17 protein-coding genes are annotated in these 12,706 nt (G+C 59.7%); 10 read left to right on the plus strand and 7 right to left on the minus strand.

The window, feature by feature from the left end; genetic code table 11:
* Nucleotides 1-6: 6 nt before the first annotated feature.
* Nucleotides 7-387 (minus strand): cupin domain-containing protein, encoded by a 381-nt coding sequence (locus Q8X51_RS20585; RefSeq protein WP_065925060.1) that lies wholly within the window; start codon nt 385-387, stop codon nt 7-9.
* Nucleotides 388-529: 142 nt separating this feature from the next.
* Here Q8X51_RS20585 and Q8X51_RS20590 point away from each other — a divergent pair, with 142 nt between their 5' ends.
* Nucleotides 530-1,252, plus strand: a complete 723-nt coding sequence (locus Q8X51_RS20590; RefSeq protein ID WP_315872301.1) for a hypothetical protein — start codon at nt 530-532, stop codon at nt 1,250-1,252.
* A 38-nt stretch (nt 1,253-1,290) separates the two neighbouring features.
* On the opposite strand, the gene Q8X51_RS20595 is transcribed toward Q8X51_RS20590, so the two are convergent.
* From Q8X51_RS20595 to Q8X51_RS20610, 4 genes are all read right to left on the minus strand, one after another.
* Entirely contained in the window at nt 1,291-1,710 is a 420-nt protein-coding gene (locus Q8X51_RS20595; RefSeq protein WP_065925062.1) for a DUF6691 family protein, read from the minus strand.
* 2 nt (nt 1,711-1,712) lie between these two features.
* Nucleotides 1,713-2,144 carry a YeeE/YedE family protein gene (locus Q8X51_RS20600; protein ID WP_065925063.1) on the minus strand — a complete coding sequence of 144 codons (432 nt, stop codon included), beginning with the start codon at nt 2,142-2,144 and terminating at the stop codon, nt 1,713-1,715.
* Between the two features lie 78 nt (nt 2,145-2,222).
* Nucleotides 2,223-2,594: a hypothetical protein gene (locus Q8X51_RS20605; RefSeq protein ID WP_407693486.1), complete on the minus strand. Its 372-nt coding sequence runs from the start codon at nt 2,592-2,594 to the stop codon at nt 2,223-2,225.
* A 41-nt stretch (nt 2,595-2,635) separates the two neighbouring features.
* Nucleotides 2,636-3,499, minus strand: a complete 864-nt coding sequence (locus Q8X51_RS20610) for a LysR family transcriptional regulator (protein WP_407693487.1) — start codon at nt 3,497-3,499, stop codon at nt 2,636-2,638.
* Nucleotides 3,500-3,611: 112 nt separating this feature from the next.
* Between Q8X51_RS20610 and Q8X51_RS20615 the strand changes: the two genes are divergently transcribed.
* The 3 genes from Q8X51_RS20615 to Q8X51_RS20625 all read left to right on the plus strand — a co-directional run bounded on the left by Q8X51_RS20615 (nt 3,612) and on the right by Q8X51_RS20625 (nt 5,932).
* Nucleotides 3,612-4,220: a LysE family translocator gene (locus Q8X51_RS20615; RefSeq protein ID WP_065925066.1), complete on the plus strand. Its 609-nt coding sequence runs from the start codon at nt 3,612-3,614 to the stop codon at nt 4,218-4,220.
* Nucleotides 4,221-4,565: 345 nt separating this feature from the next.
* Complete coding sequence (locus Q8X51_RS20620) at nt 4,566-5,231, plus strand: hypothetical protein (RefSeq protein ID WP_083221118.1); 666 nt, start codon at nt 4,566-4,568, stop codon at nt 5,229-5,231.
* Nucleotides 5,232-5,245: 14 nt separating this feature from the next.
* Nucleotides 5,246-5,932: a tetratricopeptide repeat protein gene (locus Q8X51_RS20625; protein WP_174562739.1), complete on the plus strand. Its 687-nt coding sequence runs from the start codon at nt 5,246-5,248 to the stop codon at nt 5,930-5,932.
* A gap of 282 nt (nt 5,933-6,214) precedes the next feature.
* Here the strand turns inward: Q8X51_RS20625 and Q8X51_RS20630 are convergent, their stop codons facing one another.
* Entirely contained in the window at nt 6,215-7,039 is an 825-nt protein-coding gene (locus Q8X51_RS20630) for a DUF6602 domain-containing protein (protein ID WP_315872299.1), read from the minus strand.
* A 682-nt stretch (nt 7,040-7,721) separates the two neighbouring features.
* Between Q8X51_RS20630 and Q8X51_RS20635 the strand changes: the two genes are divergently transcribed.
* On the plus strand, nt 7,722-7,955 hold the full coding sequence (locus Q8X51_RS20635) for a hypothetical protein (RefSeq protein ID WP_074847337.1): 234 nt from the start codon (nt 7,722-7,724) through the stop codon (nt 7,953-7,955).
* Nucleotides 7,956-7,990: 35 nt separating this feature from the next.
* Here the strand turns inward: Q8X51_RS20635 and chrA are convergent, their stop codons facing one another.
* Nucleotides 7,991-9,199, minus strand: coding sequence for a chromate efflux transporter (gene chrA, locus Q8X51_RS20640; protein ID WP_330216250.1), 1,209 nt, complete (start codon nt 9,197-9,199; stop codon nt 7,991-7,993).
* Between the two features lie 129 nt (nt 9,200-9,328).
* On the opposite strand from chrA, the gene Q8X51_RS20645 reads away from it, so the two are divergent.
* The 5 genes from Q8X51_RS20645 (at nt 9,329) to Q8X51_RS20665 (ending at nt 12,533) form a co-directional block, all read left to right on the plus strand.
* Nucleotides 9,329-9,901, plus strand: coding sequence for a nucleotidyltransferase family protein (locus Q8X51_RS20645; protein ID WP_407693488.1), 573 nt, complete (start codon nt 9,329-9,331; stop codon nt 9,899-9,901).
* A 68-nt stretch (nt 9,902-9,969) separates the two neighbouring features.
* The gene (tspO, locus tag Q8X51_RS20650) at nt 9,970-10,410 is read left to right on the plus strand and encodes a tryptophan-rich sensory protein TspO (RefSeq protein WP_065925072.1); all 441 of its coding nucleotides are present in this window, start codon (nt 9,970-9,972) and stop codon (nt 10,408-10,410) included.
* Complete coding sequence (locus Q8X51_RS20655) at nt 10,410-11,336, plus strand: alpha/beta hydrolase fold domain-containing protein (RefSeq protein ID WP_065946497.1); 927 nt, start codon at nt 10,410-10,412, stop codon at nt 11,334-11,336. The genes tspO and Q8X51_RS20655 overlap by 1 nt, the downstream gene beginning before the upstream one ends.
* A 208-nt stretch (nt 11,337-11,544) precedes the next feature.
* Entirely contained in the window at nt 11,545-12,084 is a 540-nt protein-coding gene (locus tag Q8X51_RS20660; RefSeq protein ID WP_074847333.1) for a hypothetical protein, read from the plus strand.
* Complete coding sequence (locus Q8X51_RS20665; RefSeq protein ID WP_407693489.1) at nt 12,081-12,533, plus strand: GNAT family N-acetyltransferase; 453 nt, start codon at nt 12,081-12,083, stop codon at nt 12,531-12,533. The genes Q8X51_RS20660 and Q8X51_RS20665 overlap by 4 nt, the downstream gene beginning before the upstream one ends.
* Nucleotides 12,534-12,706: the final 173 nt, after the last annotated feature.

Here is a 12,706-nt window from a genome sequence, read left to right on the forward strand (position 1 = left end):
CACTTTTCAGATCCACAGATCATTCATGGCCGTACGTTCACCGCCTTCATGGCCGGTATTCAAAATGCCCCGAGGCTCAATCATCATCAGCTTCGCCTCACCTTCGGCGGCGGTCCGATGTTCAACGCCACGCGGGACCACATACAGCTCGCCCGCCGCCACATACACCGGGCCTTCCGGTAGATCGATACGCAGCGTCCCTTCGAGCACCAGGAACGCTTCGTCGGTTTCCGGGTGCGAGTGCCAGATGAACTCCCCTTCGATGCGCACCACCTTGAACTGGTAGTCGTTCATTTCGGCGACGACCCTGGGGCTCCACTGCGCGTCGATGAGCGATGCCTTTTGCGCGAGGTTTACCGGTTGTGCCGAGTGCTGTGACGTAGCCATGATCCATCCTCTGGTAGGTAAGACGGCCAGACTATCGAGACCGCGGAGCGCCTGGCTTGTACGATCCTGCAGGTTGGTCGTCTAAAGCTCGGCCGATTTCCGTCGATAACCTGTATGAACCCGCCAATCATGGACCGATTAAATGGCTCTTTCCGTCAGCGCTGCCTATCTCCCGCCGGCCAACACCAGCCTTACACCTTCCGACCAGAAGCTCGTGGCCCAGCCTCTGACAGATGCCGCGAAGGAAGTGTTGGCAAACGCCGCCCCGGCGGCCGTCTACCATCCCAGTGGATCAGCAAGCACCACGGTGGAACCGCCGGAGGTGGTCGACGTCTGGGTCGGTCGGACTCAGTCGCCAGACTACCCTCGGCTCGTCGAAATTTCCACCGGCGCGCTCAATACGCTGAAGGCATCCTTCAAGGCATTCGAGTCAGCGCTGTCGACCACCGCTCCCGACTTGGCCGGCAAAAAATACGGCTTCACCGTCGAAGCCGATGGCCGCCTGAAAGTGCTGGATTCGGCCGGCCAGCTCAGCAGCTCGGATACCCAGCGGCTGACGGATTTGCTCAACCGATCCCTGGGCCTGAAAACCGCAGCCATTGCCTACCGCAATGCCGCCATCGACACGGTGGACGCCGATTCCGTCTGGTCTGGCCTGGGGTTTTACAGCCTGACTAACGAAAACTTCGCCAAGACCATTGATCTGGCGCCGCTCTTAAGAGACTTCGACCCGTCTGACTTCAAAGGGTCCAGGGATCGGATTTTTATTAATCAACTGGCCTCCAAAGGCGAACTGGCGACGCAACAGACGGAAGCGGCGATGTTTGAGCGGCGTGGAGTGCAGCGGTTCAGTACGCAGGCCTGACCTACTGTGTGGGGTAAAAATGAAGCCGTGCAGGCGGTTCAACCCCGCCTGCGCGATTCAATCCCCGCAAAAACCAGCATGCCCGTCACCATCGCCAGCGTGAACACCAGCACCTGCCATTGCCCCGTCAACAGCAATGCCACTGCCGGTCCGGGGCACAACCCCGCAATCGCCCACCCCATGCCGAACACCAGGCTGCCCAGCACGAGGCGGCGGTCGAGGGTGCGTTGCGTCGGCATCTGGATCGGTGCGCCCAGCAGCGAAACCTGACGATGCCTTACGACGTAAAAGGGCACGCTGCTCACCACCAGGGCGCCGAGCATGACCAGGGCCAATGAAGGGTCCCAATCGCCGGCGAGATCGAGGAACGCGAGCACCTTCTCCGGGTTGGTCATGCCGCTGAGGTGCAGTCCCAGGCCGAAGATCAGACCGGCCATCAATGCCATGAATTTGCGCATGCTCAGGCTCCCAGCCCGTGGCGGATGAAGTAGACACCGGCAAACCCGCTGCCCATGAAACAACCGACCGCTACCAGCGAGCGCAGCGACCACCGCGAAAGCCCGCAGATGCCATGCCCACTGGTACAACCGGCGCCATAGCGCGTGCCGATGCCGACCAATAACCCGGCCAGCACCAGCGCGTAGCCACCGGCCTGGAACGATGACTCAGGCAGCTTGGCAAACAACGACCAGATCCAGGGCGAGACCAGCAGCCCGAGCACAAACAGCAGTTTCTCCCCACGTCCTTCGCCGCGCCTGGAGAGCAGGCTGCCGAGCAGGCCGCTGATCCCGGCGATGCGGCCGTTGAGCAGGATGAACAGGCCTGCGGACAAACCGATCAGGGCGCCGCCGAGCAGGGCGGTCCAGGGGGTGAACTGGGCGGAGAGGGTCATGGTGGGGCCTGGGTGTGTTGGACTACGTGCATCGATACCACAGTTTTATCCATGAACCCAACGAGTGACGATGCGCACTTACACCTTGGCCGTATGCACCTTGGCCAGGCGTACGCGCCAATCGCCGTCATGGCGCAGGCGGCATTCTTCGTCGGAGTCGAAGTGTACGCAGCGCTCCATGGGCGCGACGTGTACATCGGCGTCGTTGAGCGCGGCGGCGGTCAGCTCACGCATGCGTGTGTCTGCCCCTGTCGAGAGGGCGTGCTCCTTGTTGGCGCGGCTGTCGAACACCCAGATCACCCGCAGGCTTTGGGGGAAGACGCTGTAGTCGACGGTGTGGGTCAGCCAGTCGAAGCCGGGGATTTCGGCTTTGGCGGTTTCGCAGGCGTCGTTGAGGGCGGCGATGAGGCGACGTTCAAGCCGGGCGTTGTCGCGTGGGGTGGTTGGCATAAAGGGCTCCAGGTGGGTGTTCAGCGTGTGTATTAAACCAGCTACACCTGAACTCTTAGCGCGTTGATGATAAACGCATGCAGGCTATTAACCGCCTTGGCCCCCCGAGAAGCTCGGCTACGCAGAATCGAAACCTCCATGGGCGCAATGCTTCCCAAGCCATGCTCGCTGCTCAACACCTGCAGTGATGGCTGCACGGTGCAATGCGTGATCGCGGCAATCGCCAGCCCACCTTCCACCGCGGCCACCTGGCCGGCGAGGCTGGAACTGTTGTAGACCACCTTGAATTGTCGCCCTTGCTGGGCCAGTGAATGCACCGCATAACGCCGCGCCAGGCTTTCACTTTCGTAGACGGCGATAGGCAGCGGGTCGCGCCGCCACAGTTCGAACTGGGGCGAGCCCACCCAGACCATGGGTTCCTTGAACAGAAAGGTGCCGCTGTGGGGCGAGTCCCTGGACACCAGCGCAAGATCAAGATCGCCGCTGCGCACACGCGGGATCAGCGTGGTCGACTGCTCGCAGGTCAGCTCGATTTCCACACCGGCGTAGCGCGGTGAAAAACGCTTCAGCAGCGGCGTGAGGTATTTCGCCGCATAGTCCTCCGCGACGCCCAGGCGGATTCGCCCGGTGATCGCTTCCCCATTAAAGGCCGCCTGGGTTTCCGCGTGCAGTGCGAGCATGCGGCGGGCGTAGCCGAGCAGCGCCTGGCCGTCATCGGTGAGTTGCAGATGCCTTGGGCCACGGCTCAACAGCGGGCGTCCAAGGGCGGCTTCGAGCTTCTTCATCTGCATGCTGACGGCGGACTGCGAGCGATTGACCTCATGGGCCGCAGCCGACAGCGAACCGGCATCTACCACCGCCACGAAGCACTTGAGCCAATCGATCTGCAAATCGCTGGAGGGCATGGCGGTTTCCTTTATTCGTTAATCGAATGGCTGCAACGTGAATAATGCGCTTTTCAGGACTTTTCTTCACTCGCAAGATACTGGCCTCAATACCCACCTGCTGGAGTGGATCATGCCCTTTGATACCTGGTTGCTCTACCTGATGACGTGCTTCGGCATCGCCGTGGTACCAGGGCCCAATGCATTACTGGTGCTGACCCATGGGGCCCTGCACGGCAGTCGCCGGACGCTGTTCACCATCAGCGGCGGCGTGCTCGGTTTTGCCCTGGTGCTGACGCTGTGCGCGCTGGGTCTGGGGGCACTGATCCAGGCATCGGCCAGTGGGTTCACCGCCTTGAAGGTGGCCGGCGGGCTCTACCTGATCTGGCTCGGTTTCGGCCTGTGGCGCGCGCCCCCCGTCAGCCTTGAGGCCAGCGGCACAATCAGCTTGCGGCGCTGGTCGCTGTTCCGCCAAGGGCTGGTCTCGGCGATTTCAAACCCCAAGGCACTACTGCTGTTCACCGCGTTTATCCCACCGTTTCTGGACCCGCATAGAAGCATCATCGCGCAGACGGCTGCCATCGCGCTGACCTACGCCGTGGTGGAATTCGTCGTTGAGTACCTGGTGGCCAGCGCAGCCAACCGCATCCGGCCCTGGCTGGCCCGCACCGGGCGCCGATTCAATAAAGTCTGCGGTGGTTTTTTTGTACTGTTTGGGTTGGCCTTGCCGGTGCATAGTTGAAGGCAAGGCTGCCTTGGAGCTTGTCGCCCCAATTTGTACAAAATCCGGAATCCGCACCCGCCTTTGGCACGAAGCTTACCGGCGCTGAAGAGCAACTGGAGCCGCCAGCCACAAACTTCACGGCAGGGCGGGCCAGGTGGTGCTTGATTTCCTGAATCTCCATGGCGATGTAAACCTTCCTTTTGCAGGCATAAAGGCCGCAGGTTAGCAGTGTGCGCAAGCGGGTGGCAGTAGTCAGGGGGGGCGGGACCAGCGGCACACGGATATTTTCAACGCACGCCCGTATTGCTAAAGTTTCCCACTCACCCGCCGACAGCTTTTGTTCCCACTTCACGGATGATTTTAATGTTCCGCTCTCTTTTTTCCGGCGTTGCATTGCTCGCCGTCGCCTGCACTGCCCAAGCCCGTACCGTCACCACGCCCGAACAACTGCTGACCGAGTTCTCTCGTTGCGATGCACATTTCTTCGAGAGCCTGCGCGATGCGCGCTTGCCAGCAGGTACCTTGCGCCTGAGTGACTACGGTTCGGTCAAGGCACCGACCATCATGAGTCCGCTGCAGGAAGGTGGCACTTACCAACACTTCGAAACGCCCCTGATCGTTAACGGCGTGCGTATGGTCGGCTATTACAACCAGGCCCAAACCATCAAGGACGTCGGCAATTTTCTGTTCTGGGGGTTTGTAACCGATGGCTCGCCGCAAGAGGTGGCCGCAAAGCTCAAGCCGCTGATCGTTGATAACGCACGTTTTGTCAGTCAGGGCAAAGCCATTACCCGCGCCGAAATCCGCCGTGTCGGTGACCCGATCGGCCAATGGCGCACCGAAGGGCTGACCGGTCCTGGTGTCGCCACGCCGTTTGGTTTCGTAGACCGCGTGCTGATGGTCGACGCGGGCGACACGTCACCGTCGCTCGTGGGACACACCACCGTGTTCTGCTCGCTGCAAGGCACCGTGACCGCGCCGCTCCTGCAGGTCTATCGCCCTGACCTCAACGCTCATCTGCTCGACTGACAAGGATGCTGATCATGAATACTCGCTGGCTCGCACTGATTGCCTGCTCCGCCCTCCTCACCGGTTGTGCAGGGATGCAGAACCCGCAAAAAGCCAACCTTGCCCACTGCGCTAATCAGTTAAAGGCGTCCAAAGCCGAAAACTACCCCTTGGTGCTGCAGGAAGGTGATCTATGCCTGCAGAAAGCTACGCTGCCTGCCTCGCTGCATAGTTTGATTTATGCGGTGCAGGCCGACGCCTACCTCAACCTCAAGCGCTTTCCCGAAGCCTTGGCCGCCAAGGAGAAATCCATGCAACTGGTGGTCAAGCCTGAGCCGCGCGCCTACCTGGACTTGAGCGCCATGTATCGCGCCGCTGGTAACCCGAAAAAAGCCCTTGAGCTAGTGCAGTTCAACCTTGACAACGGAATGGGAGAAGCAGGAAAGGGGGCCGGCTTCAATATGCCGACCTACTATCATCTGGGCCTCGCACTGACAGACCTGGGTCAGTACCGGGAGGCCGCCGAAGCATTCAGTACCGGCCTTCAGCGCCAGCCGGACTACGCCTGGGCCTATTATGCGCGCGGGATCGCGTACGACCATTTGGGCAACAGGGAAGACGCCAAGGCCGACTTCATGAAGTTCTCGCAGATCGTCGACAAGAAGTACCTGGAGCAGGAGAACAAGGCCAAGCTCGCCGAATACAGGATTTCCATGCCGTAATTGGAGCACCCGCTTAGGGGCGAATGTGCACGTTGTCTGGATAATTCGACGGATTCTGAGAAAGCACAGGCAGTGGAACAGGGTGGCCAGGCTCTGTGGTTCATCTGTGCTGCGAATGGTTGGGGGCTGCTGCGCAGCCCCACGGGAGCAAGCTCCCTCGCCACAAGGGGGAGCGTTTGCCTTGGTCAGTTCGCGGCTGCTGTCGCATGCTTCTAGCGCTCGTATTCAATTAAATCCACCCTGTTTTTTCAGGTATTAAAAGAGCGGTAGTGTTTACTAGTCTTATAGTTGGTGTTTTATGTTTTTTGTGTTTGGTGATTTAAGGTAGTTTATTGAATCGATTGTAGTTATTTGGTTGTCGCAAATGTCATTGCATAAGAGCATGAACCATTTAAGTAGTGAGTATTCTGATTCGTCTTCAGTGCTGTAGTACAGGCCGACAGCTTCTCTGGGGTCTGTTGTTAAACCAGAGTGTGAGTAGTAGGATATGATTCCCTTGTTTAAAATGCATGCCATGTTGGGCCAGAGATGCTTTTCTAATGACTTTAGTTCATTGGCTAGGTTGGTTGTAACTGTATCTAGCTTTGGGCTGTCTGAGCAGAATATGAAGGTCCATATTGAGTCGCAGTTGTTGTTTTTTGGTGAGATCAGTGAGTGATTGTTTTTGAAGTGGTATCCAAGGCGGGTTTTATTTTTGTTGTTTGCGGATCTGTCGAGTTGTCGTATTTTTGTTAGCTTGGTCAGTGCATCTTTTAATTCGATTTTGTCCATGAAGCTTTTGACTTCTCCAACAGCAACAACGGATTCGCATGGGTATACATATTTGTCACCTGCAATTTTAAATTTTGGCGCTACAAAACGGTCAAATATTATTATGTCAGACTGTTGGGAGATGGCCCCATTAATGTCCATTACAAAGCCTGTGCTGACCCCGAATCTCTCTGGAAGATATTTTTTTAGTAAGTTTTTTACAACTTCTTCGCGACCCTCGCCGCGCTCTCCGTAGTGGGGGATCTGGGAGGCAAGTTCTTCATATTCGACTTTGATTTGTTTTGATATCAGTCTGAATATTTCTTTAATATTTATGTTCTTTGTCTGGCTTGACATGTGTCATTACATCCTGATGTGAAAGTGTGGGCGATAATTATTTTGGAGATAATGTTGGAGTTTGCTTTCGGTGTGCGGGCGATGGTCTATATCCTGTTCATAGTCAATCAGTAAAAGTGGTTTTTAAAGCCGTTGGGTGTGTTGTTTTGGATTTGGATGGAACATCCGGTTCACACTACGTTTGAACGATGTTTAAGATGTGAGCTGACCCTGATGAGTTTCCGGTGAGGGAATTTGCCTTGGTCAGTTCGTTGTTGCTGCCGCATGCTTCTTGGCCCTCAGCGCCAGGCCGCGGTCGTATTCAGTTGTGAAGGCTTGGCTCGGTGTGTCGTTGGCGTGAGTCAAGCGCACCACTCGGATGATGCTCCGCATATCTTGGGCTTCCTGGCCTTTGAGGCCCCCGGCATGAACGCGAGCAGCAGCAGGCTGGCGGCGAGCAGTGTCTTGAATGGCGGCATTGCCTGTCCCTGGTCTTTGTTGGATTAAGTGTGCGGGCCCCGCGCGATGACGCGAGGCCGGGGTGATGCATGATAGCTAAATGACATGATTAAGGCATCTTGAGTTTGAAGGGGGGCATCAGGCTCACCCGGAAAACAGCCCCTTGCGGCGTATAACGGTCTACCATGCCACCCCCGGCAGTGGTTCCACGCGCTACCGATCTCTCTCTTTCAAGGTATCGCCCATGTCCATCGACCAAATCAGCCTTCCCAAGGGTGTAGGCCCTCACGCCATCAAGCTGCTTGACGCCATCACCGGCGCGTCCACCCCCGAAGAACTCAACCGTGCCGGCGGTAAGGCGGAAGGTTTTGTGTTGGGGCTGGAGTCCACCAAGGCCATCAAAAGCCAAATCGCCGAGTCGTTGTATGTGGCTTACGACGATGCGGCGGGTCATCGGGCGGGTGAGTTGAAAGGCTGATCATCAGCCGGAGCAAGGCACGGTGGCTGCGCGGCTCACACCGTAAGACTTAATAACCATCCCGCCGCGCCGCTTCCTACAACCACCAGCCACGGTGGCAGTTTCCACACCATCAGCGCCACCAGGCCAATCAGCGCCAGGGCGACGTCCTGGGCGGTGAAGATGGCGCTGGTCCACACCGGTTGGTACAGCGCCGCCAGCAACAGGCCGACCACCGCCGCGTTCACGCCCGCCAGCGCGGCTTGGGTGCGCGGGCTGCGGCGCAGGCTTTCCCAGAAGGGCAGTGCGCCCAGCACCAGTAAAAACGACGGTGCGAAGATCGCCAGCAGGCAGAGCAGGCCACCGAGCCAGCCGTTCGGCGCTTGGGTCATCGAGGCGCCGAGGAAGGCGGCGAAGGTGAACAGCGGGCCGGGCATGGCTTGGACGGCGCCGTAGCCGGCGAGGAACACGTCGTTGCTCACCCAGTGGCGGGGCACGACTTCGGCTTGCAGCAAGGGCAGCACCACGTGGCCGCCGCCGAATACCAGCGCGCCGGTGCGGTAGAAGGCGTCGGTCACGGCCAGGGTTGGGTTGGGCATCAACTGGGCGAGGATCGGCAGGCTGGCCAGCAACAGCACAAACAGCGACAGCCATAGCGCCCCGGCGCGACGGCTGATGGTCACGGGCAGGGCGTCGTGCGCGGTGGGCGGTGTGGGCTTGAACAGCAGCAGGCCGGCCATGCCCGCGATGAGGATCACGCCGACCTGGCCCCACGCCGATGTTTGCAGCAGGGCCACGCAGGCGGCGAGCAGCATCACGGCCACGCGCGGGGCGTCGGTGCACAGGTTGCGCGCCATGCCCCACACGGCCTGGGCGACCACGGCGACGGCCACCACTTTAAGGCCATGCAACGCGCCGGGCGGGATGGCGGTGCTGTGCCGGGTGATGCCCAAGGCCAACAGGATCAGCACAACGGCGGACGGCAGGGTAAACCCGAGCCACGCCGCCAATGCGCCGCCGTACCCCGCGCGCGACAGGCCGAGGGCGATGCCGACCTGGCTGCTGGCGGGGCCGGGCAGGAATTGGCACAGCGCGACCAAGTCCGCGTAACTGCGCTCGCTCAGCCAGCGTCGCCGGGTCACGAACGCGTCCCGGAAATAACCCAGGTGCGCAATCGGGCCGCCAAAGGAGGTAAGGCCCAGGCGCAGGAAAATCAGGAACACTGACCAGGGGCTTTCGCGTCGATTTGCTGGGGAGTCAGCCAAGGCGGGCGGTCTCGGTGAGGGCAGGGCATCGCGGCACCTTAGCGAATTTTGATGACGTGAAGAAGCGGCGCCAGCGCTCAATGTTGTACCGTTGCTCCCCTGGACCGTACCGATGACGAAGGAGTCAGCATGACATTGACTGTCGATACCCTGCTCGAACTGGCCATGGCCAACCCCATCAACGCCGAAATCACTGCGCGCCTGCCCGACCTCGGGGTGGACCAGTGCATGCTCACGGCGGGTTGCCTGTTCCAGGCGGTGTGGAATCATCAGGCGAATCTGCCGGCTGATCAGGGCGTGAAGGATTACGACGTTTTTTACTTCGATACCGACCTGTCCTACGAGGCGGAGGATGCGGTAATTCGTGCGGCGGATGAACTGTTCAAAGACCTGGGCGTGAATGTCGAGGTCAAGAACCAGGCGCGGGTGCACCTTTGGTACGGCAAACGCTTTGGTCGGCCTTACCCGCAGTTGCAGTCGGCGCGCGACGGGGTCGACCGTTATCTGGTGGCCGGTACGTGCATCGGCTTGGAGATTGCCACGGGCCAGGTGTATGCGCCGTATGGGTTGGAGGATGTGGAACTGGGGATTTTGCGGATTAATCCACTGCATCCGGAGCAGGCGTTGTTTGAGCAGAAGGCGCGCAGTTATCAGGCGCGGTGGCCTTGGCTGAGGATTGTCGGGGTGGAGGTACCGGAATGAATTGGCGCTGAACTTTTAGGTAGGTGTCGCACGTCCAAGCTTCAAATCACTCCCGCCAAGGACAGACGATGACCTTCTTTATCTTCCTGCTTGCCTGCGCCGCCGCCGCCAGTACCGGCGTCATTTTCAAACCCGGCGCCTGGTATGAATCCCTCGTCAAACCCAGCTTCACCCCACCCAATTGGCTGTTTCCGGTGGCCTGGACGATCATCTACCTGCTGCTGGCCTGGGCCGGCTATCGCTTGAGCCTGATCCCCGGCAGTCAAATGGTGCTGGCGCTGTGGGCTGCGCAAATTGCCCTGAATACCCTGTGGACGCCGGTATTTTTCGGCGCGCATCGCCTGCTGGCCGGGATGGTGATCATCGTGTTGCTGTGGATCACCGTGGCGGCGATGGTGGTACTGGCCGTGCGCCTGGACCTGATCACCGGCCTGATCCTGTTCCCGTACCTGGCGTGGCTGTGTGTGGCGGCGGCGCTGAATTTCTCGATCCTGCGTAATAACCGCTGATGGCTCACCAACCGTGGCCCGCCAACGAGGCGGAACTGGCCCAGATGCGCCGCTTCAATCAGAAGCTCGCCTGGCTGCCGCGCTTCAAGATCCGCAATCGCGTTACGCCGCGTTTGATCCAGGCGCTGTTGCGCGTCAGTCAAACGCTCAAGCGCGCCACACCGGCTGAAAGCAGGGTTGTCGACAACGTCCCGGTGCGCATCCTGCGGCCAAGCGGCAAGCCCAAGGGCGTAGTGCTGGATATCCACGGCGGCGGCTGGGTGATCGGCAATGCGCAGATGGATGACGACCTCAACCTGGGCATGCTGCAGGCGTGCGACGTGGCGGTGGTGTCGGTGGATTATCGGTTGGCGGTCGACACGCCGGTCGAGGGGCTGATGGCGGATTGTTTGGCGGCGGCGCGCTGGTTACTCAGTGCCGATGAGTTTGCCGGCCTGCCGGTCATCGTCGTAGGCGAATCGGCCGGTGGGCATCTGGCGGCGGCGACGTTGCTGGCCCTCAAGCAATGGCCTGAACTGCTCAAGCGCATAAGCGGCGCGGTGTTGTATTACGGCGTTTACGACCTGACCGGCACACCGAGCGTACGCGCTGCGGGGCCTGAAACGTTGTTGCTGGATGGGCCTGGGATGGTGGAGGCGTTGCGCATGCTCACGCCGGGGCTGAGTGATGATGAGCGCCGACAGCCGCCGTTGTCGCCGTTGTATGGCGACTTTGAAGGGCTGCCCCCGGCGTTGATGTTTGTGGGGGAGTTGGACCCGCTTAAGGATGACACGCTGCTGATTGCCGAGCGGTGGCCCCACGCTGAAGCACACCTGTTGCCGGAGTCGGCCCATGGGTTTATTCATTTTCCGGTGGCGATGGCGGATGGGGTGTTGGCCTATAGCCGACAGTGGATCACTCAGTGCATTGATGGCGAACAGGCATAACTGTATAGGCGCCTCTCTAAGGCTCACCCATTCCTCTGTGGTGAGCGAGCTTGCTCGCGTTGGGCTGCGAAGCAGCCCCAAAACCAGCCAGTGCAGAGTAAGCCCGCTTCCCACAGAAAGCACCGATTCACTACAATCGCCTTATCTTTTATCAGCAGGCCGGGTACCCTCTTTTCTCCAAACATTCCCCCCAAGCAAAGGAAAGCACGTGAAGATTCTCCAAGGAGCCATCGGTCTATCGGCGCTGTATCTGCTGGCAGGCTGTGGCCAGGTCACCGAAAAAACACTGACGTTCGATGTGCCCTATGGGATGTATGAAACCGTTCTGCGCCAGAACGTCACCGGAACAGGCCAGTTGACCTGCAAGGTCACCACCGACAACCAGGACCGCGGCGAAAAGTGGGTGCCGTCGGTGATTCTTGCGGCGGCCGAGGACGCTGCCGAGGACGACACCCTGTTTCTTTCCAGCTACACGCCAGCCGACAGCGACCAGCGCTTGTTCCAACTGCGCACCTTCAACAAAGCCAAGCCGGTCATCGACACCTTCTTCCATCGGGCCCCCGACCAACGCGGTGTGTATACGTTGCGCCTGACCTGGCAAGCGGACGGCGCCATTGGTTATCAGGTCGCCAGCGGTGGGGCCTGGGAAGAGAGGAAGCTCGTCGACAAGCCCGGTTTTTCCGTGCGCCATGTGAGCGTGCATGCCTCCGGTATGAAGGGCAGCGCTGTGTGTGAGTTGCGTGAGTGAACGCGCTGACGTTGAGGCCGGCGACGGTGACTGATCTGCCGTCGATCTATCGGGGAGAGCAGGACTACATCCGCCGCTGGGAGCCCGACCACGAAGCAGCCTGGCGGCTCCAGTTGGAGCGCCACCTTACACGCTGGGTCGATAACTTCGAACGCTTGACGATCGCGATGCTGGGCGGGCAGTTGGCCGGTTATTCGCTGTGGACTGCAGAGGAGGGGGTTGCCGAGCTTTGTACGATCAACGTCAGTGACGTTCACCGACGCCAGGGGATCGGTCGGACGTTGCTGGACGCTTACGCGGCGGCGGCTGGGCAGAATGACTTCTTGAAGTTGCGATTGAGCGTACGTTCCGATAACCCTGCCCGGCTGATGTATGAGCGCGCCGGGTTTGTCTGTGTGGGCACAGATTCGAACGACTACCTTTGCTACGAGCGAGCCAGCCGCCCGTGAATATCACCGCAAGAATCGGATAGCCACCGCTGTCCAGGTGCTCGTCTCATGGGGCTCACCCTAAGAGGCGCCCACCATGAACTTCCGCATTACGGGCCTTGCTCCCGGTCCATTTCTCAGTGTGTTTGGTTTGCCCGACGATGAGCTTGCCGCGCGTGGGATCAAGCGTTACC

Source organism: Pseudomonas sp. Yb2C2 (assembly GCF_052112325.1).
GTDB lineage: Bacteria > Pseudomonadota > Gammaproteobacteria > Pseudomonadales > Pseudomonadaceae > Aquipseudomonas > Aquipseudomonas marginalis.

Excerpts from the sequence above, each read along its gene's own strand:
- Q8X51_RS20585 (WP_065925060.1), bottom strand. The coding sequence starts at position 387 with ATGGCTACGTCACAGCACTCGGCACAACCGGTAAACCTCGCGCAAAAG.
- Q8X51_RS20590 (WP_315872301.1), top strand. The coding sequence starts at position 530 with ATGGCTCTTTCCGTCAGCGCTGCCTATCTCCCGCCGGCCAACACCAGC.
- Q8X51_RS20595 (WP_065925062.1), bottom strand. The coding sequence starts at position 1,710 with ATGCGCAAATTCATGGCATTGATGGCCGGTCTGATCTTCGGCCTGGGA.
- Q8X51_RS20600 (WP_065925063.1), bottom strand. The coding sequence starts at position 2,144 with ATGACCCTCTCCGCCCAGTTCACCCCCTGGACCGCCCTGCTCGGCGGC.
- Q8X51_RS20605 (WP_407693486.1), bottom strand. The coding sequence starts at position 2,594 with ATGCCAACCACCCCACGCGACAACGCCCGGCTTGAACGTCGCCTCATC.
- Q8X51_RS20610 (WP_407693487.1), bottom strand. The coding sequence starts at position 3,499 with ATGCCCTCCAGCGATTTGCAGATCGATTGGCTCAAGTGCTTCGTGGCG.
- Q8X51_RS20615 (WP_065925066.1), top strand. The coding sequence starts at position 3,612 with ATGCCCTTTGATACCTGGTTGCTCTACCTGATGACGTGCTTCGGCATC.
- Q8X51_RS20620 (WP_083221118.1), top strand. The coding sequence starts at position 4,566 with ATGTTCCGCTCTCTTTTTTCCGGCGTTGCATTGCTCGCCGTCGCCTGC.
- Q8X51_RS20625 (WP_174562739.1), top strand. The coding sequence starts at position 5,246 with ATGAATACTCGCTGGCTCGCACTGATTGCCTGCTCCGCCCTCCTCACC.
- Q8X51_RS20630 (WP_315872299.1), bottom strand. The coding sequence starts at position 7,039 with ATGTCAAGCCAGACAAAGAACATAAATATTAAAGAAATATTCAGACTG.
- Q8X51_RS20635 (WP_074847337.1), top strand. The coding sequence starts at position 7,722 with ATGTCCATCGACCAAATCAGCCTTCCCAAGGGTGTAGGCCCTCACGCC.
- Q8X51_RS20645 (WP_407693488.1), top strand. The coding sequence starts at position 9,329 with ATGACATTGACTGTCGATACCCTGCTCGAACTGGCCATGGCCAACCCC.
- tspO (WP_065925072.1), top strand. The coding sequence starts at position 9,970 with ATGACCTTCTTTATCTTCCTGCTTGCCTGCGCCGCCGCCGCCAGTACC.
- Q8X51_RS20655 (WP_065946497.1), top strand. The coding sequence starts at position 10,410 with ATGGCTCACCAACCGTGGCCCGCCAACGAGGCGGAACTGGCCCAGATG.